General features: G+C 74.0%; 16 protein-coding genes. 13 read left to right on the top strand and 3 right to left on the bottom strand.

The genetic code is table 11. From position 1 onward, the window contains the following. Window positions 1-17 precede the first annotated feature (17 nt). From EV384_RS31000 to EV384_RS30940, 13 genes are all read left to right on the top strand, one after another. A complete protein-coding gene (locus tag EV384_RS31000) occupies window positions 18-1,139 on the top strand; it encodes an ABC transporter permease (RefSeq protein WP_130338948.1) in 1,122 nt (373 codons plus the stop codon). 89 nt (window positions 1,140-1,228) lie between these two features. After that, entirely contained in the window at window positions 1,229-2,281 is a 1,053-nt protein-coding gene (locus EV384_RS30995; protein WP_130338946.1) for a substrate-binding domain-containing protein, read from the top strand. A 20-nt stretch (window positions 2,282-2,301) separates the two neighbouring features. Further along, window positions 2,302-3,513 carry a Gfo/Idh/MocA family protein gene (locus EV384_RS30990; protein ID WP_130338944.1) on the top strand — a complete coding sequence of 404 codons (1,212 nt, stop codon included), beginning with the start codon at window positions 2,302-2,304 and terminating at the stop codon, window positions 3,511-3,513. A 311-nt stretch (window positions 3,514-3,824) separates the two neighbouring features. After that, window positions 3,825-4,985 (top strand): inositol-3-phosphate synthase, encoded by a 1,161-nt coding sequence (locus EV384_RS30985; protein WP_130338942.1) that lies wholly within the window; start codon window positions 3,825-3,827, stop codon window positions 4,983-4,985. Next, window positions 4,969-5,886: an SCO3242 family prenyltransferase gene (locus EV384_RS30980; RefSeq protein WP_130338940.1), complete on the top strand. Its 918-nt coding sequence runs from the start codon at window positions 4,969-4,971 to the stop codon at window positions 5,884-5,886. Before EV384_RS30985 ends, EV384_RS30980 begins: the two co-directional genes overlap by 17 nt. Continuing rightward, complete coding sequence (locus tag EV384_RS30975; protein ID WP_130338938.1) at window positions 5,883-6,938, top strand: sugar phosphate isomerase/epimerase family protein; 1,056 nt, start codon at window positions 5,883-5,885, stop codon at window positions 6,936-6,938. The genes EV384_RS30980 and EV384_RS30975 overlap by 4 nt, the downstream gene beginning before the upstream one ends. Window positions 6,939-6,970: 32 nt before the next feature. Further along, window positions 6,971-7,594 carry an EboA domain-containing protein gene (locus EV384_RS30970; RefSeq protein ID WP_130338936.1) on the top strand — a complete coding sequence of 208 codons (624 nt, stop codon included), beginning with the start codon at window positions 6,971-6,973 and terminating at the stop codon, window positions 7,592-7,594. After that, on the top strand, window positions 7,594-8,445 hold the full coding sequence (locus EV384_RS30965) for a TatD family hydrolase (RefSeq protein ID WP_130338934.1): 852 nt from the start codon (window positions 7,594-7,596) through the stop codon (window positions 8,443-8,445). The genes EV384_RS30970 and EV384_RS30965 overlap by 1 nt, the downstream gene beginning before the upstream one ends. Then, the gene (gene eboE / locus EV384_RS30960) at window positions 8,445-9,644 is read left to right on the top strand and encodes a metabolite traffic protein EboE (RefSeq protein WP_130338932.1); all 1,200 of its coding nucleotides are present in this window, start codon (window positions 8,445-8,447) and stop codon (window positions 9,642-9,644) included. Before EV384_RS30965 ends, eboE begins: the two co-directional genes overlap by 1 nt. Further along, on the top strand, window positions 9,641-11,035 hold the full coding sequence (locus EV384_RS30955) for an alkaline phosphatase family protein (RefSeq protein ID WP_130338930.1): 1,395 nt from the start codon (window positions 9,641-9,643) through the stop codon (window positions 11,033-11,035). The genes eboE and EV384_RS30955 overlap by 4 nt, the downstream gene beginning before the upstream one ends. Further along, entirely contained in the window at window positions 11,032-12,099 is a 1,068-nt protein-coding gene (locus EV384_RS30950) for a polyprenyl synthetase family protein (RefSeq protein WP_130338928.1), read from the top strand. Before EV384_RS30955 ends, EV384_RS30950 begins: the two co-directional genes overlap by 4 nt. A gap of 97 nt (window positions 12,100-12,196) precedes the next feature. Then, window positions 12,197-13,150 carry a sensor histidine kinase gene (locus EV384_RS30945; protein ID WP_130338926.1) on the top strand — a complete coding sequence of 318 codons (954 nt, stop codon included), beginning with the start codon at window positions 12,197-12,199 and terminating at the stop codon, window positions 13,148-13,150. A gap of 261 nt (window positions 13,151-13,411) precedes the next feature. Beyond that, window positions 13,412-14,422 carry a sugar phosphate isomerase/epimerase family protein gene (locus EV384_RS30940; protein WP_130338924.1) on the top strand — a complete coding sequence of 337 codons (1,011 nt, stop codon included), beginning with the start codon at window positions 13,412-13,414 and terminating at the stop codon, window positions 14,420-14,422. 342 nt (window positions 14,423-14,764) lie between these two features. Here EV384_RS30940 and EV384_RS30935 read toward each other — a convergent pair whose 3' ends face one another. From EV384_RS30935 to EV384_RS30925, 3 genes are all read right to left on the bottom strand, one after another. Then, complete coding sequence (locus EV384_RS30935) at window positions 14,765-15,949, bottom strand: ROK family transcriptional regulator (protein ID WP_130338922.1); 1,185 nt, start codon at window positions 15,947-15,949, stop codon at window positions 14,765-14,767. Between the two features lie 108 nt (window positions 15,950-16,057). Then, window positions 16,058-17,131, bottom strand: coding sequence for a sugar phosphate isomerase/epimerase family protein (locus EV384_RS30930; RefSeq protein WP_165440118.1), 1,074 nt, complete (start codon window positions 17,129-17,131; stop codon window positions 16,058-16,060). Between the two features lie 85 nt (window positions 17,132-17,216). Further along, entirely contained in the window at window positions 17,217-20,549 is a 3,333-nt protein-coding gene (locus EV384_RS30925; RefSeq protein ID WP_130338920.1) for a ThuA domain-containing protein, read from the bottom strand. Window positions 20,550-20,782: the final 233 nt, after the last annotated feature.

The following is a 20,782-nucleotide window of genomic DNA, read 5'->3' as shown; positions in this document are numbered from 1 at the left end:
TGGACGGAGGTGGCGGCATGAGCGAGATGTCTCCCACGGCGACGCCGGAGCGGGCGGCGGGCCTGCCGGCGCAGTCGCCGCCGGTGGACCCGGCCGAGACCGCGGCGGCGGCCGCGAAGTCCGACGCGCCCGGCCGGCTCTCCTGGTGGCGGGGTGACGGGGGTGAGGGCGCCAAGCGCAACCTGGGCCTGCTGGCGACCCTGGTGGTGCTCGTCGTCATCGGCATCCTCACCCGGCCCGACCTGTACGGGAACGCGAGCTGGGTGTGGGGCAACACGCTCACCATCCTCAAGCTCGCCTCGGTGGTCGGCGTGGTGACCGTCGGGATGACCTTCGTGATCATCGGCGGCGGCATCGACCTGTCGGTCGGCGCGATCGTCGCCCTGGCCGGCGTCTGGTCCACCACGGTCGCCACCCAGAGCTACGGCGCCGGCGGCATGATCTTCAGCGCGCTGACCGTCGGGCTGGCGGTCGGCCTGGTCAACGGCCTGCTCATCTCGTACGGGCGGCTGGTGCCGTTCATCGCCACGCTGGCCATGCTCGTGGCGGCCCGGGGACTGGCCGCCGAGATCTCCGACAAGCAGACCCAGGTGTCGACCAACGCCACCATCAACGGCATCGCCAGCACGGAGCTGCTCGGCATCCCGCTGCTGGTCTACATCCTCGCGGCGGTGGTGGTCGCCGGCTGGGTGCTGCTCAACCGGACCACCTTCGGCCGCCGCACGGTCGCGGTCGGCGGCAACCCGGAGGCCGCCCGGCTGGCCGGCATCAACGTTCGGCGGCACACTCTGCTGCTCTACGCGCTCTCCGGCCTCTGCTGCGGCATCGCCGCGATCATGCTGACCGCGCAGGCCACCTCCGCGCAGGCGGCGATGGCGAACCTCTACGAGCTGGACGCGATCGCCGCCGCCATCATCGGCGGGACGCTGCTCAGCGGCGGGCGGGGCACCATCATCGGTTCCCTGCTCGGGGTGGTCATCTTCTCCACCATCACCAACCTCTTCGCCATCAACAACGTCTCGATCGAGGCCCAGAACATGGTCAAGGGCGGCATCATCGTCGCCGCCGTTCTGGTCCAGCAGGTGCAGTTCCGCAGTCTCACCCAGTTCCTCGGCCGCAACCGGGCCACCACCACCTGATCCATGCGAACCGGCGGCCACCTCGACAGCGACGGTGGCCGGGACCAGCACACCCATTTTCACCCCACCACCTCATCCAGGAGGTCGTCATGACCCAGCACAGTCGCGATCTGTCGCGCCGCCGGCTGCTGTTCGGCGGGGCCGCGCTCTCCGCCGGCGTCGTGCTCGCCGGCTGCACCAGCAACGAGACGGCACCGACCGCCGCCCAGACGAAGGCCGCCGCCGCCGGCGGCAACGCCGACCCGGGCAAGAGGGTGACCATCGGCTTCTCCGCCCCGGCCGCCGACCACGGCTGGATCGCCGCCATCACCAACAACGCCAAGGCGCAGGCCGGGGCGTACTCCGACGTGGAGTTCAAGAGCGTGGAGGCCGGCGCGGACGCGGCGGCCCAACGCGCGGCGCTCTCCACCCTGATCTCCCAGAAGCCGGACGTGATCGTGCTGCTGCCGCACGACGGCAAGGAGCTGAACGCGTTCGGCCTGGAGGCGATGAAGGCCGGGATCCCGGTGGTCAACCTGGACCGGGCCTTCCCCGACGCGCGGGCCTACCGACTCCAGATCAAGGGCGACAACTACGGCATGGGGGTGGCCGCCGCCACCTACATCGTCGAGCAGCTCAAGGCCAAGGGGGTCAGCAACCCGGTCATCGGCGAGATCCCCGGCATCGACTCTCTGGAGCTGACCCAGGAACGCTCCAAGGGCTTCGCCGACACCCTCGCCGCGAACGGGTTGAAGGTGGCCAACCGCCGCCCGGCCGAGTTCACGGCCGACTCCGGCCAGCAGGCCGCCACCGGCCTCTTCCAGGCGCTGCCGAAGATCGACGCGCTCTGGAACCACGACGACGACCAGGGCATCGGCGTGCTCGCCGCGGTGAACCAGGCCAACCGCAAGGAGTTCTTCATGGTCGGCGGCGCCGGCTCGAAGAAGGCGATGGAGGACATCCAGGCCGACAACACGGTGCTCAAGGCCACCGTCACCTACAGCCCCTCGATGGCCTCCTCGGCGATCTCCCTGGCCCGCCTCATCGGGCAGGGGAAGGGCATGTCCGACCTGGTGGAACTTCAGGTTCCCAAGGAGATCGTGCTCGCCTCGGAGACGATCACCAAGGAGAACGCGGGCAACTACCTGAAGCTCGGGTTCTGACACACGGGGGGAGACCCACCTTGTCCACTCACGACAGACAGCTGCGGGTCGGCATGGTCGGCTACGCGTTCATGGGCGCGGCGCACTCCCAGGCGTGGCGCACCGTGAACCGGGTGTACGACCTGCCGGCGCGGGTCCGGATGTCGCTCATCTGCGGCCGGGACGCCGGGAAGGTGGCCGACGCCGCCGACCGGCTCGGCTGGGAGGGGCACACCACGGACTGGCGGCGGCTGGTCGAGTCCGACGAGATCGACGTGGTCGACATCTGCACGCCGGGCGACAGCCACTGCGAGATCGCGATCGCCGCGCTGGCCGCCGGCAAGCACGTGCTCTGCGAGAAGCCGCTGGCCAACACCGTCGAGGAGGCCCGGCTGATGGCGGCGGCCGCCGCCCGGGCCCGGGCCGACGGGGTACGCAGCATGTGCGGGTTCAACTACCGTCGGGTGCCCGCGGTCACCATGATGCGGCAGCTCGTCGCCGACGGGCGGCTCGGCGTGATCCGGCACGTCCGCGCGGTGTACCTGCAGGACTGGATCGTGGACCCGCAGTTCCCGCTGGTCTGGCGGTTGCAGAAGGACAGGGCGGGCTCCGGCGCGCTGGGTGACATCGGTGCGCACATCATCGACCTCACCCAGTACGTCACCGGGCAGCGGATCACCGGGGTGAGCGCGGTGACCGAGACGTTCGTCAGGGAGCGGCCGTTGCCGGCCGGGTCGAGCGGCCTGGCCGCGCAGGCCGACGGCAACGGCCGGGCGATGGGCCAGGTCACCGTGGACGACGCGGCGGCCTTCGTCGCGCGGCTCGACGGCGGGGCGCTGGCCACGTACGAGGCGAGCCGGTTCGCCACCGGCCGCAAGAACGCGCTCCGGGTGGAGATCAACGGCTCGCTCGGCACCGTCGTGTTCGACCTGGAGCGCCTCAACGAGCTGGAGTTCTACGACGCCACCCGGCCGGCCGGCGAGCAGGGCTTCACCCGGATCCTGGTGACCGAGGGCGAGCACCCGTACATGTCGGCCTGGTGGCCGCCCGGCCACATCATCGGCTACGAGCACTCCTTCACCCACCAGATGCGGGACTTCGTCGAGGCGGTCGCCACCGGCGTCGACCCGGCCCCGTCCTTCGCCGACGCGTTGCAGGTCCAGCTCGTGCTGGACGCGGTGACCCGCTCGGCGGAGCGGGGCTCCTCCTGGACGGAGGTGGAACCGGCGGCGGTGGCCGAGCTGGCCGCCTGACCCGACGCGGCGCCGGCCGAACCGCCGGCGCCGCCCGAGCGACTTTCCGGAGCCGGCCGGCGAGGGACCGGCCGCGGTTGCGCCCCGCGGCGGGGACGAGGCCGGCCCCGGAGGGCGTGCCACCGGGGCTTCTCCGGTGCGGCACGAGCAGCACGGCCGTCCGGTGCGGCCGGACCGGGATTCCCCGGCCGCACCGGCGGTCGCGTACCACCCGGCGACGCGGAGGAGGCCGGACCCCCGGACGGACGGGGCCCATCCACACATCGACGACCAGCGAGATCACGGCCGGAGGTTCCACGGGAAGGAGCACTATGCGTACGGGTATCTGGCTGATCGGGGCGCGCGGCTCGGTCGCGACCACCAGCATCGTCGGGGCACTCGCCCTGCGGGCCGGGCTCACCGGCCCGACCGGCTGCGTCACCGAGTTGCCCGAGCTGCGCGGGCCGGCCCTGCCCGCCTTCACCGATCTCGTCCTCGGCGGCCACGACGTGGCGGCGACCCCGCTGATCAAGCGGGCCGAGACGATGGCCGCCGCCGGCGTGCTGCCCGGCCGGCTGGTCGACGCCCTCGCCGGGGAGCTGGCCGAGGTCGAGCGGGCGCTGCGCCCCGCCCCGACCGGGGGCACCCAGGCCGACCGGGCCGCCGCCGTCGGGCGGGACCTGACCGACTTCCGGGACCGGCACGGGCTGGACCGGGTGGTGGTGGTCAACGTCTCCGCCACCGAACCGGCCGCCGCCCCGCACCCCGCGCACCTCGACCCCGCCGCGCTGCGGACCGCGCTCGCCGGCCCCGACGAGGTGCTGCCACCCAGCTCGCTCTACGCGTACGCGGCGTTCACCGCCGGGTGCCCGTACGTCGACTTCACGCCGTCCACCGGGGCCCGGCTGCCGGCGCTGGCGGCGCTGGCCGCGGAGCGCGGCCTGCCGTACGCCGGGCACGACGGCAAGACCGGGGAGACGCTGGTCAAGTCGGTGCTCGCGCCGATGTTCGCGATGCGCCACCTGGCCGTCCGCTCCTGGTCGGGGGTGAACCTGCTCGGCGGCGGGGACGGCGCGAACCTGGCCGACCCGGCGGCGAACGCGGCCAAGGTGGCCAGCAAGCAGCGGGTGCTCGGCGAGACGCTCGGCTACGTCCCGCAGGGCGACACCCGGATCGACCACGTAGAGGAGCTGGGCGACTTCAAGACCGCCTGGGACCTGATCACCTTCGCCGGCTTCCTGGGCACCGGGATGCGGATGGAGTTCACCTGGCACGGCTGCGACTCGGCGCTGGCCGCCCCGCTGGTGCTCGACCTGGCCCGGCTGACCGCCGCCGCGCACGCCGCCGGCCGGCGCGGCCCCCTCCCGGAGCTGGCCTTCTTCTTCAAGGACCCGCTCGACGCCCCCACCCACTCGCTCGCCGAGCAGTGGGCCCTGCTGCGCGACTTCGTCGCCGGCCTGCACCGGGGAGGCGTCGATGACCAGTCTCGCTGACCTCGCCGAGCTGGTCCGGGCGCCGGCCGCGCTCTCCGTACCGGGGGACGTGCTGGCGGGTGCGGCGGCCGCCGGCGTCCTGGACCGCCGGACGCCGGCGCTGGCCGGGGCGTCGGTGCTGCTCTACTGGGCCGGGATGGCGGCCAACGACTGGGCCGACCGCCGCCTGGACGCGGTGGAGCGGCCGGAGCGGCCGATCCCGTCCGGCCGGGTGAGCCCGCCGGCCGCGCTCGGCCTCGCCGCCGGCCTCACCGCCGCCGGGCTCGCCCTGGCCACCGCCGCCGGCGGCCGGCGGGCGGCGGCCGTCGCGGTGCCGCTCGCCACCGCCATCTGGGGGTACGACCTGCTGGCCAAGAACACCGCCGCCGGTCCCGCCGTGATGGCCGCCTGCCGGGGCCTGGACGTGCTGCTCGGCACCGCCTCCGCCGGCCCGGCCCGGGGGCCGGCCGGCCGTCGCGCCGGCGCCTCGGAGTCCCGTGGTTGGTCATCGTCGGCGGGAGCACGCCTGGCCCGGGCGCTGCCGGCGGCGCTGACCGTGGCCGCGCACACCTGGACCGTCACCGCGCTCTCCCGCCGCGAGGTCACCGGCACCGACCGGCGGCTGCCCCGGGCCACCCTCGCCGGCACCGCCGTCGTGGCGGCGACCGCGCTGAGCCGGGCCGACCCGGTCCCGGTCGCGCTCGCCGCCGGCTACGCCACCCGGTACGGCTCCGCGCAGGCCAGGGTGGTGGCCGACCCGTCGCCCGGCCGGGTCCGCGCCGCCGTCGCCGCCGGCATCACCGGCCTGCCCGCGTTGCAGGGCGCGCTGACCGCCCGGGCCGGCGCCCGGATGCTCGGCCTGGCCGTCGCGGCCGCCGCCCCGCTCGGGCGCCGCCTCGCCCGGCTGGTGTCGCCGACATGACCGGGCGCGCGGCACCGGGTGCGGCCGGGGCGGGCCACGCCCCGCTCCGCCCGACCGGGCTGCGGTTCGGCTACGGCACCAACGGCTTCGCCAACCACCGGCTGCCCGACGCGCTGGCGGTCATCGCCGACCTCGGCTACCAGGGGGTGGCGCTCACCCTGGACCACGACCACCTGGACCCGTTCACGCCCGGGCTGGCCCGTCGGGTCGCCGCCGTGCACCGCCGGCTGGCCGCGCTCGGCCTGGCCGTCGTGGTCGAGACCGGGGCCCGTTACCTGCTCGACCCGTGGCACAAGCACGCCCCGACGCTGCTGCACGACGATCCGGCCCGGCGGGTCGACTTTCTCCGCCGGGCGGTACGGATCGGCGCCGACCTGGGCGCCGAGGCGGTCTCGTGCTGGGCCGGGGTACGCCCACCGGAGGTCCCGGTTGCCGTCGCGTGGGACCGGCTGGTGGCCGGCTGCGCCACCGTCTGCGCCGACGCGGAGGCCGCGGGCGTGCCGTTCGGCTTCGAGCCGGAGCCGGGGATGCTGGTCGAGGAGATCGCCGGCTGGCGGCGGCTGCGCGCCGCGCTCGGCGCGCCACCCGGGTTCGGCCTCACCCTCGACATCGGACACTGTCGCTGCCTGGAGCCGGCACCGGTGCCGGACTGCGTGGCAGCGGTCGCCGACCACCTGGTCAACGTGCAGATCGACGACATGCGCCGGGGCGTGCACGAGCACCTGGAGTTCGGCACCGGCGAGATCGACTTTCCGCCGGTGCTGCGCGCCCTCGCCGACGCCGGCTACCACGGCCTGGTCGCGGTGGAGCTGCCCCGGCACTCGCACGCCGCGCCGACCGTGGCCGCCCGCTCGATCGAGTTCCTCCGCGCCGCCGCCCGGACGGCCGACGCCGCGGCCCCGCCGGTCCGCGCGTCCGGCCCGGCCGGTCCCGCGCCGGGCGGGACCAGCGACTCGGCCCCTTTGCTCTGCTGCAGCGACGGCAACACCCCACGTCCGGTAGCCGGACAACCGCTGTTGCGTGGGGTGCAGCAGAGCAAAGGCGGTGGCTGAGCACCTGCCACCCGGCTCAGAGGGGAGACGGCATGACACCCGACCGACTGCGCGCCGCGCTGCGGGGCGTACCCGATCCACGGTGGCTGGACGCGGCGCTGCGCCGCGTCGCGACCGAACCCGCGGCGATCGCCCGGCTCTTCCCCGCCGCCGCGCGGCGCTGCGGGCGGGGACCGCTGCCCGACCCGCCCGGCTGGACCGTCGACGAGGCCGCCCGGGCGCTGCTGCTCACCGCGCTCCCCGTCGACCACGCGGCGACGACGGCGGAGACCCTCTACCGGCACGGCGACGCGGCCGAGAAGCGGGCCGTGCTGCGGGCGCTGCCGCTGCTGCCGATCGGCGCGGCCTGCGTACCGCTGCTGCACGACGCCATCCGCACCAACGACACCCGGCTGGTCGCCGCCGCCCTCGGCCCGTACGCCCGGCACCTGGAGCAGGCGGCCTGGCGGCAGGCGGTGCTCAAGTGCGTCTTCACCGGCGTACCGCTGGCGGTCGTGGACGACCTCGACGGCCGGGCCGACGGGGAGCTGGCCGCGATGCTGGCCGCGCTGGCCGCCGAGCGGCACGCGGCCGGCCGCACCATGCCCGCCGACGCCACCGACCTGCTCGACCGGCTCGGCGCCGGCTCGGACCTGACCACCGCCAGGGAGGCGTGATGCGCATCTTCGACCCGCACATCCACATGACCTCACGGACCACCGACGACTACGAGCGGATGGCCGCCGCCGGGGTGCGCGCGGTGGTGGAGCCGGCGTTCTGGCTGGGTCAGCCCCGCACCAGCGCCGCCACGTTCGTCGACTACTTCGACTCGCTGATCGGCTGGGAGCCGTTCCGGGCCGGGCAGTTCGGCGTCCGGCACCACGCCACCGTCGCGCTCAACCCCAAGGAGGCCAACGACCCGCGCTGCCACCCGGTGCTCGACCTGCTCCCGCGCTACCTGGACAAGGACGGCGTGGTGGCGGTCGGCGAGATCGGCTACGACTCGATGACCCCGGCCGAGGACGCCGCGTTCGCCGGCCAGCTCGCCCTGGCCGTCGCCCACGACCTGCCCGCCCTGGTGCACACCCCGCACCGGGACAAGGCGCGGGGCGTCGAGCGGAGCCTCGCGGTGGTCGCCGAGTCGGGCATCGAGCCGGGGCGGGTGCTCGTCGACCACCTCAACGAGGTCACCGTGAAGCTGGTCCGGGACACCGGCTGCTGGCTGGGCTTCTCCATCTACCCGGACACCAAGATGACGCCACCGCGGATGGTCGAGCTGCTGCGGACGTACGGGACCGAGCGGATGCTGGTGAACTCGGCGGCCGACTGGGGGCGCTCCGACCCGCTGCTGACCCGGGCCACCGGCGAGGCGATGCTGCTCGCCGGCTTCACCGACGACGACGTCGACCGGGTGCTCTGGCGCAACCCGGCGGAGTTCTACGGCCAGTCCGGCCGGCTCGACCTCAGCGACCTGGACGCGCCCGCCGCCACCTTCGCCGGCAACTCCATCCTGCGCGGGGGCGAGTGATGCGGCTCCGCCACGCCGACGGCAGCACCGTCCACCTCGGCTACTGCACCAACGTCCACCCCGCGGAGGACCTGGCTGGCATCCTCGCCCAGCTCGACCGCTACGCCGTGCCGGTCCGCCGGGCCCTCGACGCCGACCTGCTCGGCCTCGGGCTCTGGCTGGCCGCCCCGGTCGCGGCCGAGCTGGCCGCCGACCCGGCGCTGCGCCGTCGGCTGCGGACCGAGCTGACCGTACGCGGGCTGGAGGTGGTCACCCTCAACGGCTTCCCGTACGCGTCGTTCCAGGCGCCGGTCGTCAAGGGTGCGGTCTACCACCCGGACTGGACCACCGGCGACCGGCTGGCGTACACGCTGCACCTGGCCCGGGTGCTGGCCGACCTGCTCCCCGACGACGCGGCCCGGGGCTCGGTCTCCACCCTGCCGCTGGCCTGGCGGGAGCCGTGGGACGCCCACCGCGCGGCGGCGGCCCGGCGGCGGCTCGCCGAACTGGCGACCGGACTCGCCGCGGTCGAGCGGGAGACCGACCGGCCGATCCGGGTCGGCTTCGAACCGGAACCGGGGTGCATTGTGGAGTCCACGGGACAGGCCGGCGCGCTATTGTCAGCCATGGATACCGACCGGCTCGGGATCTGCCTCGATCTCGCGCACCTCGCGTGCGCCTGGGAGGAGCCGGTCGAGGCGCTGGCCCGGCTGGAGTCGGCCGGGCTGCCGGTGGTCAAGGTGCAGGTCTCCGCCGCCGTCGAGGCGACCGACCCGGCCGGGTCGACCGAGGCGCTGCGCCGCTGGGTCGAGCCCCGCTTCCTGCACCAGACCCGGGCCGCCGGCTGCGCGTCCGCCGCCGACCCGGCCGACCCGGCGTACGCGGCCGACGACCTGGACGCCGCCCTCGACGCGCGGCTGCCCGGGCCGTGGCGGGTGCACTACCACGTGCCGCTGCACGCGCCGCCGGAGCCGCCGCTGCGCTCCACCCTGCCGGTGCTGCGGGCCGCCCTCGCCGGGCTCTTCGCCGGCCCCGCCGCCGGCTGCGACCACCTCGACGTCGAGACGTACACCTGGGGGGTGCTGCCGGCGGCGCGGCGGCCGCGCACCGACGCGGAGCTGGCCGCCGGGATCGCCGCCGAGCTGGCCTTCGCCCGCGACGAGCTGGTCGCGGTCGGCCTCGCCGCCGCGACCCCGGCCGGGACGGGGGTACGGCGGTGAGCCGGCGGCTGGTGGTCCTCGACGTGGTCGGGCTGACCCCGCGCCTGCTGGCGCACATGCCCCGGCTGCGCGCGGTCGCCGAGGCCGGCTTCGCCGCCGAGCTGGGCACCGTGCTGCCCGCCGTGACCTGCTCGGTGCAGTCCACCTTCCTCACCGGCGAGCCACCGTCGGGGCACGGGATCGTCGGCAACGGCTGGTACTTCCGGGACCTCGGCGAGGTGCTGCTGTGGCGGCAGCACCACGCGCTGGTCGGCGGGGAGAAGCTCTGGCAGGCGGCCCGCCGGGTGGAGCCCGGCTATACGGTGGCGAACGTCTGCTGGTGGTACGCGATGGGCGCCGACGTGGACTGGACGGTCACCCCCCGGCCGGTCTACCACGCCGACGGCCGCAAGGAGCCGGACTGCTGGACCGACCCGCCGGAGCTGCACGACGTGCTCACCGACGGGCTCGGCACCTTCCCGCTCTTCACCTACTGGGGGCCGGGCGCGGGGCTGCCCTCGTCCCGGTGGATCTGCCGGGCCGCCGAGCGGATCCTGGCCGACCACGCGCCGGACCTGACCCTGGTCTACGTGCCGCACCTGGACTACGACCTGCAACGCTTCGGCCCGAACTCGCCGCGGGCCGCCGCGGCGGCGGCCGAGCTGGACGCGGTGCTCGCCCCGCTGCTGGACGCCGCCCGGGCGAAGGACGCCACGGTGGTGGCGCTGTCGGAGTACGGCATCACCGACGTCTCCCGGCCGGTGGACGTCAACCGGCTGCTGCGCGCCGAGGGGCTGCTGCGGGTCTACACCCAGGCCGGCATGGAGTACCTCGACCCGTGGACGTCCCGGGCCTTCGCGGTCGCCGACCACCAGGTCGCGCACGTCTACGTCCGGGACCCGGCCGACGTGCCGGCGGTGGCGAAGCTCTGCGCCGGGCTGCCCGGGGTGGCCGAGGTGCTCGACGCCGACGGCCAGGCCGGGTACGGGCTGGACCACGCCCGCTCCGGCGAGCTGGTGCTGGTGGCCGAGCCGGACGCCTGGTTCACCTACTACTACTGGCTCGACGACGCCCGCGCTCCCGACTTCGCCCGGCTGGTCGAGATCCACCGCAAGCCCGGGTACGACCCCGCCGAGTTGTTCTTCGACCCGGCGGCGCCGGCCGCCGCGAAGCGCCGGGCGGCGGTGGCGCTGGCCCGCAAGAAGCTCGGCCTGCGCTACCTGATGAGCGTGGTCGGGCTGGACGCCGGCGCCCGGGCGGTCCGCGGCTCGCACGGCCGGCTGCCCGCCGACCCGGCGGACGGGCCGGTGCTGCTCTGCTCGGACCCGTCCGTCGCCCGCGACCGGCTGGCGGCGACCGACGTGAAGGCGCTGCTGCTCCAGCTCGCCGGACTGGCCCGGGAGGCCCCATGACCGTAACCGTCGTACCGACCGACCCGACCCTGCTGCGGGAGCGTTTCGACGCGGAGCTCGCGGCGTTCCTGCACCGGCAGGGGCCGGGTCGGTCGGACGCCGTTCCGGGGGTCGTGCACGCCGCCCTGCACCGGTTCGTCCTGGCCGGCGGCAAGCGGCTGCGGCCCCTCTTCTGCTACTGGGGTTGGCGGGGTTTCGGCGGGCCGGACGGGCCATCGATCGTGGGCGCGGCGGCGGCGCTGGAGCTCTTCCACGCCTTCGCGCTGATCCACGACGACATCCTGGACGGCAGCGACCGCCGGCGCGGCCAGCCCACGGTGCACCGGCACTTCGCCGACCTGCACGCCCGGTCGTCCTGGCGGGGCGACCCGGCGGCGTACGGGCGTGACGCCGCCCTGCTCTGCGGGAACCTCTGCGCCGCCTGGGCGCAGGAGATGTTCCACGGCTGCGGGCTCGGCGCCGAGCAGCTGCGCCGGGGGTACGCGATCTTCGCGCTGATGCGCGCCGAGGTGATCGCGGGGGAGTACCTCGACCTGGTCTCGGCCGTCGGTGACGGCTCGGTCGCGACGGCGTTGACCGTGATCCGGATGAAGACCGCCCGGTACACGGTGACCCGGCCGTTGCAGATGGGCGCGGCCCTGGCCGGCGCGGATCCGGCCGCGGTGAACGCGCTGGCGGAGTTCGCCGACCCGCTCGGCGACGCCTTCCAGCTCCGTGACGACCTGCTCGGGGTCTTCGGCGACCCGGCCGTCACCGGCAAGTCCACCGTGGACGACCTGCGCGAGGGCAAGCCCACGGTGCTGATGGCGTTGACCCGGGCCGCCGCCGACCCGGCGGGGTCGGCCCGGCTGCGGGCCCTCTTCGGCAACCCGGCGCTGGACGCGGCCGGCGCGGCCGAGCTGCGCGAGGTCATCGAGGCCACCGGGGCCCGCGAGCAGGTGGAGCGGATGATCCGGGTACGCGCGGCGCAGGCGCGGGCCGCGCTGGACCGGCAGGCCCTGGCGGAGCCGGCGCGGTCGGCGCTCGCGGAGCTGGCGGCCCGCGCGCTGTACCGCCGGCACTGACCGCAACCCGCTGAGCGCCCCGACCGGTCCGGCGACGCGCCGGCCCGACCACGGACGCGCGCGGTCCCGGCCGGGCCGGCTGCCGTACCTTGACCGCATGGAACGCCTCGCCGAGTGGCGTCGGGTCGCGTGGGCCTACCCGACCGCCGCCGACGCGCTGCTGGCCGCGCTGCTCTTCGCGGTCAGCCTGCTGCCGGTGAACCCGCCGGGCGGCCCGCCCCGGGACCCGCTCACCGCCGGAGCGGTGCTGCTGGCGTTCGTCGGCTGCGCCGCGCTCGCGGTCCGCCGCCGGTACCCGCTGCCGGTGCTCGGCCTGACGTTGGCCGCCGTGGTGCTCGCGCTCCTCACCCACCAGGTGCGCGGCCCGTTCGTGATCACGGTGGCGATCGCCGCGTACACGGTCGCCACGCGCACCGACCGGCGCACCGCGTTCCTCGCTACCGCGGCGAGCGCCCTCCTGCTCGGCGCGGCGGCGACGCTCACCCTCGATGTGCCGTGGCTGGATCCGGCCGTCGTGGTGCTGCTGCTCTGGTTCGGCGTCGCGGTCGCCGTCGGCGACGCGGTGCGCAGCCGGCGGGCATACGTGGCGGTGCTGGAGGACCGGGCCTGCCGGGCCGAGCAGACCCGTGAGGAGGAGACCCACGCGCCCACTGAACCGGCGCCCAGCCTCAACCGGCTCGACGCCCTGATGGAGGGGTTCAGCACCGGGCAGCCGGTGCGCTGGACGGTCGCCGGGCAGCCCCGGCCGCTGCCCAGCGCCGTCGACGTGGCCGCGTACCGGATCATCCAGGAGTCGCTGACCAACGCGCACAAGCACGCTCCGGGCGCGGCCGTCGCGGTCCGCCTGCGCTACGACCCCGAGGGCGTCACCATCGAGGTACGCGACGAGGGCGCGCCCGCCGCGGCACGCGGGGTCGGGGCCGGGCCGGGGCTGGTCGGCATGCGGGAGCGGGCCGAGACCGTCGGTGGCGTCTTCTCCGCCGGGCCGCGTCCGGGCGGCGGCTGGCTGGTCCGGGCCGAGCTGCCCGCCCCCGAGGAGGAGGCCGAATGACCGTCCGGGTGCCGCTGCGGACGACCCGGCCCGGCGTGGACCGGTGCGCCTGCCCGCCGCCGCCGGGCCTTCCCCGACGGTCCGCGCCGACCTAGAGTGAGGGCGGCGACCGCGAGGTGGCCGGTGACCCGACGGGAGGCGCAACCCGTCGGGCCCAGGCGCGGACCCGCGCCCACCGGTGCTCCGTCGGGGCCGCCCGTACCCGGTCGCCCTCGCCCCGGTCCGCTACGGAATCCCCCATCACGACAGGGGAGAAGGACAATGGCGCGACCCATCACGCTCTTCACCGGCCAGTGGGCCGACCTTCCGTTCGACGAGGTCTGCCGGCTCGCCGCCGAATGGGGCTACGACGGCCTGGAGATCGCCTGCTGGGGCGACCACTTCGAGGTCGACAAGGCCCTCGCCGACGAGTCGTACGTCGACCGGAAGCGGGCCATGCTCGCCAAGCACAACCTGCAGGTCTTCGCCATCTCCAACCACCTGGTCGGGCAGGCGGTCTGCGACCACCCGATCGACGAGCGGCACCGGGACATCCTGCCCGCGCGGATCTGGGGCGACGGCGAGCCCGAGGGGGTACGCCGGCGCGCCGCCGAGGAGATCAAGGACACCGCCCGGGCGGCGGCGAAGCTGGGCGTCAAGACCGTGGTCGGCTTCACCGGCTCGTCGATCTGGCACACCCTGGCGATGTTCCCGCCGGTGCCCCCGGCCATGATCGAACGCGGCTACCAGGACTTCGCCGACCGGTGGAACCCGATCCTGGACGTCTTCGACGAGGTGGGGGTCCGCTTCGCCCACGAGGTGCACCCCAGCGAGATCGCCTACGACTACTGGACCACCAAGCGGGCCCTGGAGGCGATCCGCCACCGCCCGGCGTTCGGGCTGAACTGGGACCCGTCGCACTTCGTCTGGCAGGAGCTGGACCCGGTCAACTTCATCTTCGACTTCGCCGACCGGATCTACCACGTCGACTGCAAGGACGCGAAGGTCCGCACCGGCGACGGCCGGCGCGGCCGGCTCTCCTCCCACCTGCCCTGGGCGGACCTGCGCCGGGGCTGGGACTTCGTCTCCACCGGCCACGGGGACGTGCCCTGGGAGGACTGCTTCCGGGCGTTGAACGCGATCGGGTACACCGGCCCGATCTCGATCGAGTGGGAGGACGCCGGCATGGACCGGCTGGTCGGCGCGCCCGAGGCGCTCCAGTTCGTCCGCCGGCTCGCCTTCGACGCCCCGGCGGCGGCCTTCGACGCCGCGTTCAGCAGCAACCGGGACTGACCCGCGCCGCCCGGGGCCGGCGGGGCCGGCCCCGGCGTGGCTGTCGGCAGATGCCCCGGTCGGCAGCTACGAACCTGATGACGCAGATGATTCATCGCGAGCCCGCCCCGCCAACGACGCGCGCCGAGCGCCCGGGCGCGGGACGGCCGGCCGGCCCGGCACGGTGACTCATCCACGTCATCAGGTTGGTAGCGTCCGCGCCGGTGGCTGACTCCCGCCGGCCGCCTGGCCGACGCCCGCTGCCGGGACCTGGGCGCGGCCGGACCGAGCGCCGCGTGCCCACGTGGGCGGACCCTGGCGCCGCGCCCCCGTGTGGTCGGACCGAGCATCGCCCACCCCGGGTCAGCGGGCCGCGAAGACCTGGTCGCTGATCAGGCGGGCCGCGCCGACCAGGCATGCCCGGTCGTCCAGGTCGGACAGGACGATCGGCATGCTGCCGGTGGCGAGCGGGGTGGAGCGCCGGTAGACCACCCCGCGGATCTCGGCGAGGAGGATCGGGCCGACGCCGGGGGCGGCGCCTCCGATGATCACGATGGCCGGGTTGAAGAAGCTGACCAGGCCGACCAGCACCTGCCCCAACCGGCGGGCGCCGCCACGGACCAGGGTCTGCGCGGTCGGATCGCCGGCCGTCGCCGCCCGCGCGACGTCGGTCGCGGTCAGCGTCCCGGCCTCCGCCACCCGGTCGCCGAGCGCCGCCGACCGGCCGTCGTGCACGGCGGCCAGCGCCTCCCGGACCAGGGCGGCGTCCCCGCAGTACGCCTCCACGCAGCCGGTGTTGCCGCAGGCGCAGAGCGGGCCCTCGTCGGTCAGCCGCAGATGCCCGATGTCGCCGGCCCCGCTGGTCGCGCCCCGGTAGAGCGCGCCGCCCAGCACCAGCCCGCAGCCGATGGCGCTGCCGAGCTTGACGTAGAGAAAGTCGTCGAACGCCCGGCCGGTGCCGGCGTGCAGCTCACCCAGCGCCATGACGTTGGCGTCGTTGTCCACCTGCACCGGGCAGCCCAGCTCGGCGGCGATCGTGTCGCGGACGGGGAACTGGTGCCAGCCCGGCAGGGCGGGCGAGGAGACCGGGGATCCCTCCCGCACCGCGACCGGCGCGGGCAGGGCCACGCCCACCCCGGTCAACCGGGACAGCCCCGCCTCGGCGCGGAGCTTGCCGAGCAGCTCGACGGCGCGGCTGACGACCGCCTCCGGGCCGACCCGGACGTCGACCGGCTCGCCGAGGCGGGAGAGCACGGTCAGCTCGCCGTCGGTCAGCGCGACGTCGAGCCGCCCGGCGCCGACGGCCACCGCACCGAAGCGGACCTGCCCGGCGACCCGGAGCAGGGAGGAGCGGCGACCGCCCCGGGACGCGGCCGGCCCGGCCGTCTCCACCAGGCCCTGGGCGGTCAGCCGGTCCACCTCCGCGACGAACCGGGTCCGGTTCAGTCCCAGGGCGTCGGCCAGCTCGACCCGCGAGCGGGGGCCGTCGTCGCGCAGCAGGCGCAGCAGCCGCGCCTGGTCCGGGTTCTCCGGTCCGATCAACGTCATCGCGATCACCTCACTCCGAAATCTGCCACACCGGCGTCACGAGGCGTGACGCGAGGGGGCCGCGCCCGGTCTCCCGGACGCGGCCCCTGGTGCCACCGGTCGGGTCCGTCAGCCCCGCAGACCCGACATGTGCTGGTAGCTGACCTCCGCGTAGCGCAGCGACCGGCCCGGGTCGGCGGTGCCGCCGGGCGCGTTGTCCTGCTCCCACATCGGGTTGTGGTAGCCCTTCGCGCCCATGTTGGCGAAGAAGGTGCCGTAGTCGATGTCGCCCTCGCCGAGCGGCACCATGTCGTAGCCGGCGGAGTTGGCCGGGTTGAACGCGCCGTCCTTGGCGTGGAACAGCGGGAAGCGCGTGGTCCGGGCCGCCACCGTGGCCAGCGGGTCGAAGACGTTCGTCTGCGTCACGCCGTCCGGGTCGACGTAGCTGCGGTACCGGTACTGCGCCACGTGCGCCCAGTAGATGTCCATCTCGAACCAGACCCACTCCGGGTTGGTCAGCCCGAAGAAGTACTCCAGCTTCCGGACGCCGGAGGACCGGGTCGGCCGGCCCAGTGCGTCCAGCGGCCCGCTGTCCAGCAGGAAGTTGTACGCCGCGTCGTGGTTGTGCGTGTAGAGCTTCAGCCCGCGGGCGGCGGCCATCTCGCCGAACGTGTTCCACCGGTCCGCGGCGGCGTCCCAGTCGGCCTTGTAGTTGCTGCCGGTCGGGTCGCTGCCGGTGCCGATGTGCGTCATGCCGAGGATCTCGGCGGTGTCCAGCGTCCGCTCGAACGTGGCGATGGTGTCCGGGGTGACCGTGCCCGGGATGGAGGCGTGCGATCCGTTCGCCCGCAGTCCGTTGTCGTCCAGGATCTTGCGGATCTCCTCCGGAGTGATCTGCCGGCCCAGGATCGAGGTGTGCTGGGTGTAGCCGGCGAACTCGACCTCGTGGTAGCCGATCTCGGTGAGGCGGGCGAGCACCCGCTCGAAGCCGTACGGCACGCCGGAGGCGTCCGGCGCGGCGCCGATCCGGTCCCGGACGCTGTACAGGATGATGCCGCGCTTGCCGGTGGGGATCAGAAGGCTGTTGCCCTCCGCGGCGGCGGAGGGCGCCCAGCCGGCGGCGCCGACGGCGACCGCGCCGGCGGCCCCGGCGACGGTGCCGAGCATCCGGCGGCGGCTCATGCCTTGCTGTGTGTCGGTCATGTCCTGGCTGCCTTTCCATGCTGACTGGTGATGGTTGGTTGGTGCCGGGTGAGGCCGCTGGCGGCGGCCCCACCCGGGGCGGTCGTCACGGGGTGACGCCGATGCCCTGCCCGGTGAACTCGACCCAGTTGAGGTTGCCGAAGCCGCTGGTCGGGCCGCCGGGAACGGTGGTGAAGACCAGGTAGAGCCGGTGCGTGCCGCCCGGGTCGGTGATCGGCACGGTGGTGGTGGTGAAGGCGTTGTTGCCGCTGGTCGCGTTGACCGTGGCGGTGGTCAGCAGCGGGCCGGTGGGGGAGTCGAGCCGGAGCTCGACGCCGAACCGGGGCTGCCCGGCGGTGGCCGCGCTGCCACCGGAGGTCCGCAGCGTCACCGACTGCATGTTCGTCAGGTTCACGGTGTTGTTGATCGCGACCCAGTCGCCCGGGTCGAGACTGCCGCGCTGCTGCCCGCCGCCGGTGTCGGCGCTGGTGCCCACCGTGGTGCCGGACTCGTCGGTGGCGAACTCGACCTCCTGCCGCTTGGCCTGGATGATCTGCTGGTCCACCGTGGTCAGTGCCGGCTGCCCGTTCGCCCCGTTGTCGGTGTACGACGCGCTCACCACGCCGTAGATGTAGCCGCCGTGCGAGGCGTCGTCGGCGTCCGTGGGCAGCACCCCGGAGCAGCCGAACTGGTTGGCCTCGCCGTGGCCGTGCTGGTCGTGGCCGAGGACGAAGGTCACCTCGACCTTGGCGCAGTCGACCGGCCCGTCCTCGGGGTCGGTGACGGTCACCGACCACGGGATGTCGTCGCCCCAGCTGAAGAAGCCACCCTCGAGCGGGGTGGTGACGGTGACGGTCGGCGCGGTGTTGCCGACGGTGATGGTGGTGTTCGCCGACGCGGTCTTGCCGCTGGAGTCGGTCACCGTCAGGCGGGCGGTGTAGACGCCGTTGGCGGTGTAGGTGTACGTCGGGTTCGGGTCGATCGAGTCGGTGGTGCCGTTGCCGTCGAAGTCCCAGGCGAACGAGATCGAGTCGGCCGGGTCCGGGTCCTTCGAGCCCTCGCTGGAGAACGAGACCGTCAGTGGCGCGATGCCGTTGGTGGGCGTCGCGTTCAGGACGGCGGTCGGCGCCCGCAGGCCCTTGACGTAGCTGAACTTCAGCATCGCCGCGTCCGGGTTGATGTTGAAGAACCCGTCGCCGTACGTGAGCAGGTAGAAGTTGCCGTCCGCGCCCCAGCGCATGTCCATCGGGTTGTCGCAGAGGAACGGCTTGGTCGGCGTGGTGGGCGCCTGGCCGCAGTTCAGCACGTTGTTGATCTTCAGGATGTCACCCTTGTCGTCCAGCCGGATCTCCTTGAGGGTGTCCCGGGTGAACTCGCCGAAGAAGATCGCGCCGTCGTAGTACTCGGGGAACTTCGTCTCCGACCTCAGCTCCGGGTCGAAGTCGTACTTCGCCGCGCCGTGCGGGCCGACGCCGCCCGTGCCGAGCTCCGGGAAGAGCACCGGACAGGTCTGCGTGGGCGTCGACAGGTACGACTCCGGGCACGGGGTCGGCGCCTGGAACGAGTACCACAGCTCGGACTTCTCCACCTTCGGCAGGTCGGTCAGGCCGGTGTTGTGCCGGGAGGTGTTCTTCGGCGCCGCGCAGTCGAAGGGCGCGACCGGCGAGATCGGCGTGGTGGTCCAGTTCATCTCGATGTACGGCAGGTTCGGCTGCACGCACATCGGCCAGCCGTAGTTCGCCGGCTTGTCGACCACCATCATCCGGCCGGTGCCCGCCGGCCCGCGACCGACCTGTGCGGTCGAGGAGTCCGGGGAGTAGTCGGTGATGTAGGCGACGTCGTTCTTGTCGACGGTGATCCGGAACGGGTTCCGGAAGCCCATCGCGTAGATCTCCGGCCGGGTCTTCGCGGTGCCCGCCGGGAAGAGGTTCCCCGACGGCACGGTGTACGACCCGTCCGCCCCCACCGAGATGCGCAGGATCTTGCCGCGCAGGTCGTTGGTGTTGGCCGAGCTGCGCCGGGCGTCCACGAAGGGCGCCTGGTAGACCCCGGTGGCGCTGACCGAGTCGTTGTGCGGCGAGAAGCCACCGGACCCGCCGCCGCCGGCCGGAGTGTCGTCCCCGGTGACCAGCCAGAGGTTGTTCTTCGAGTCGAACGTGATGTCCCCGGCCACGTGGCAGCAGGCGCCCCGGTCCACCGGCACCTGCAGGATCTTCTGCTCGGTGGCCAGGTCCAGCGAGGGCGTCTCCCCGTCCACGAACTTGAACCGGGAGAGCTGGAAGTAGCCCTTCCACTGGTCCCACGCCGTCGGGTCGGTGCTGGTGGTCGGCGCGCCTCCGGTGGGGGTGTCCAGCGGGGGCGCGTAGTAGAGGTAGACCCACTTGTTGGTGGCGAAGTCCCGGTCGATCGCCGGGCCGTACATCCCGTCCTCGCTGTGGGTGTAGACGGGGATCTGCGCCAGCACGGTGGTCTCGTTGCTCTCCGGGTCGTGCAGGCGTACGCCGCCGCGCCGGTCGGTCTGGATCACCCGGCCGTCGGGGAGCACGTCGAAGCCGATCGGCTCGTTGACGTTGGGCTGCGCCCCGACCACCGTCATCTGGTAGTTGGCCAGCACGGTCGCGCCGCAGTCGCCGTCGGTCACCCCGGCCGCCCACTGGATCGCGCCGCCGAGGTGGGCGCGCAGGTCGGTGCTGGCGAAGCTCTCCGCGGTGGCCCCGAGCCCGGTGTAGAACGACCGGCCGCCCTGGTAGTCCTTGCACCACGTCACCGGGTGGTCGAAGCCCATCGTGCCGCCGGTGTACGTCTTCTCGTCCACCGTGGCCAGCACGTGCGAGACGCCCCGGACGTTGGCCGCGAAGTTGTACCACCGGTCGGTGGTGGTCCAGCGCTGCGGCAGCGTCTCGGAGGCGGGGTGGACCCGGTCGGCGACGGTGACTGTCGCCTTGCTCACCGGGGAGGCGGTGGTGGCCCGGGTGCCGAGCACGTTGGTCAGGAAGGACCAGCCCGGCTCGGCCTCGATCGCCGAGTGGACGCCGACGAAGCCGCCGCCGTCGCGGTAGTACTGCTCGAAGGCGGCCTGCTGGGTGTCGGTCAGCACGTCGCCGGCGGTGTTCAGGAAGACCACCGCGCGGAACTGCTTCAGGTGTGGCTCGTCGAACTTCCGGGCGTCGTCGGTGACCTCGACGGTGAAGCGCCGGTCACGCCCGAGCTGCTGGATGGCCTGCACACCGGCCGACGTGGCGGCGCCGTTGCCGCCGGTCGACTTGGTGAAGACGAGCACCTTGTACTCGATGCCGTTGCTGACGGCGGCCGGTGCGGTGAGGACCGGCGCGGCCTGCGCCGGGGTCGGCTGCTGCTCCGCCGTCGCGACGAGCGTCGCGCCGACGAGGGCGAGCAGGCTGAGATGGGTGGCGGCCCTGCGGCCGAACGGTCTGCGCATCGAACCTCGCTCTGGTCGGGCGGGTCCGCCTCAGCCGGGACGAGGCTGAGGAGGTCGCTGGGGAGGTGACGAGAGCCTGGCCAGGTTCTACGCAGGACGATATTTGCGTACGAGAAGAAAGAGAAGAGGTTTGAGGCCAAAGTTTTAGATGAATCGCACCCACTTTTGTTCGTCATCAGCAAAAGTGCCGGCGTCCGGTCCGGACAGACGACAGCGGGCCGGTCACCCGAAGG

Source organism: Micromonospora kangleipakensis (assembly GCF_004217615.1).
In the GTDB taxonomy this organism is placed as follows: Bacteria; Actinomycetota; Actinomycetes; order Mycobacteriales; family Micromonosporaceae; genus Micromonospora; species Micromonospora kangleipakensis.
Note: the sequence above shows the minus strand (reverse complement) of the source record. Positions and strands in the feature narration are given on the sequence as shown.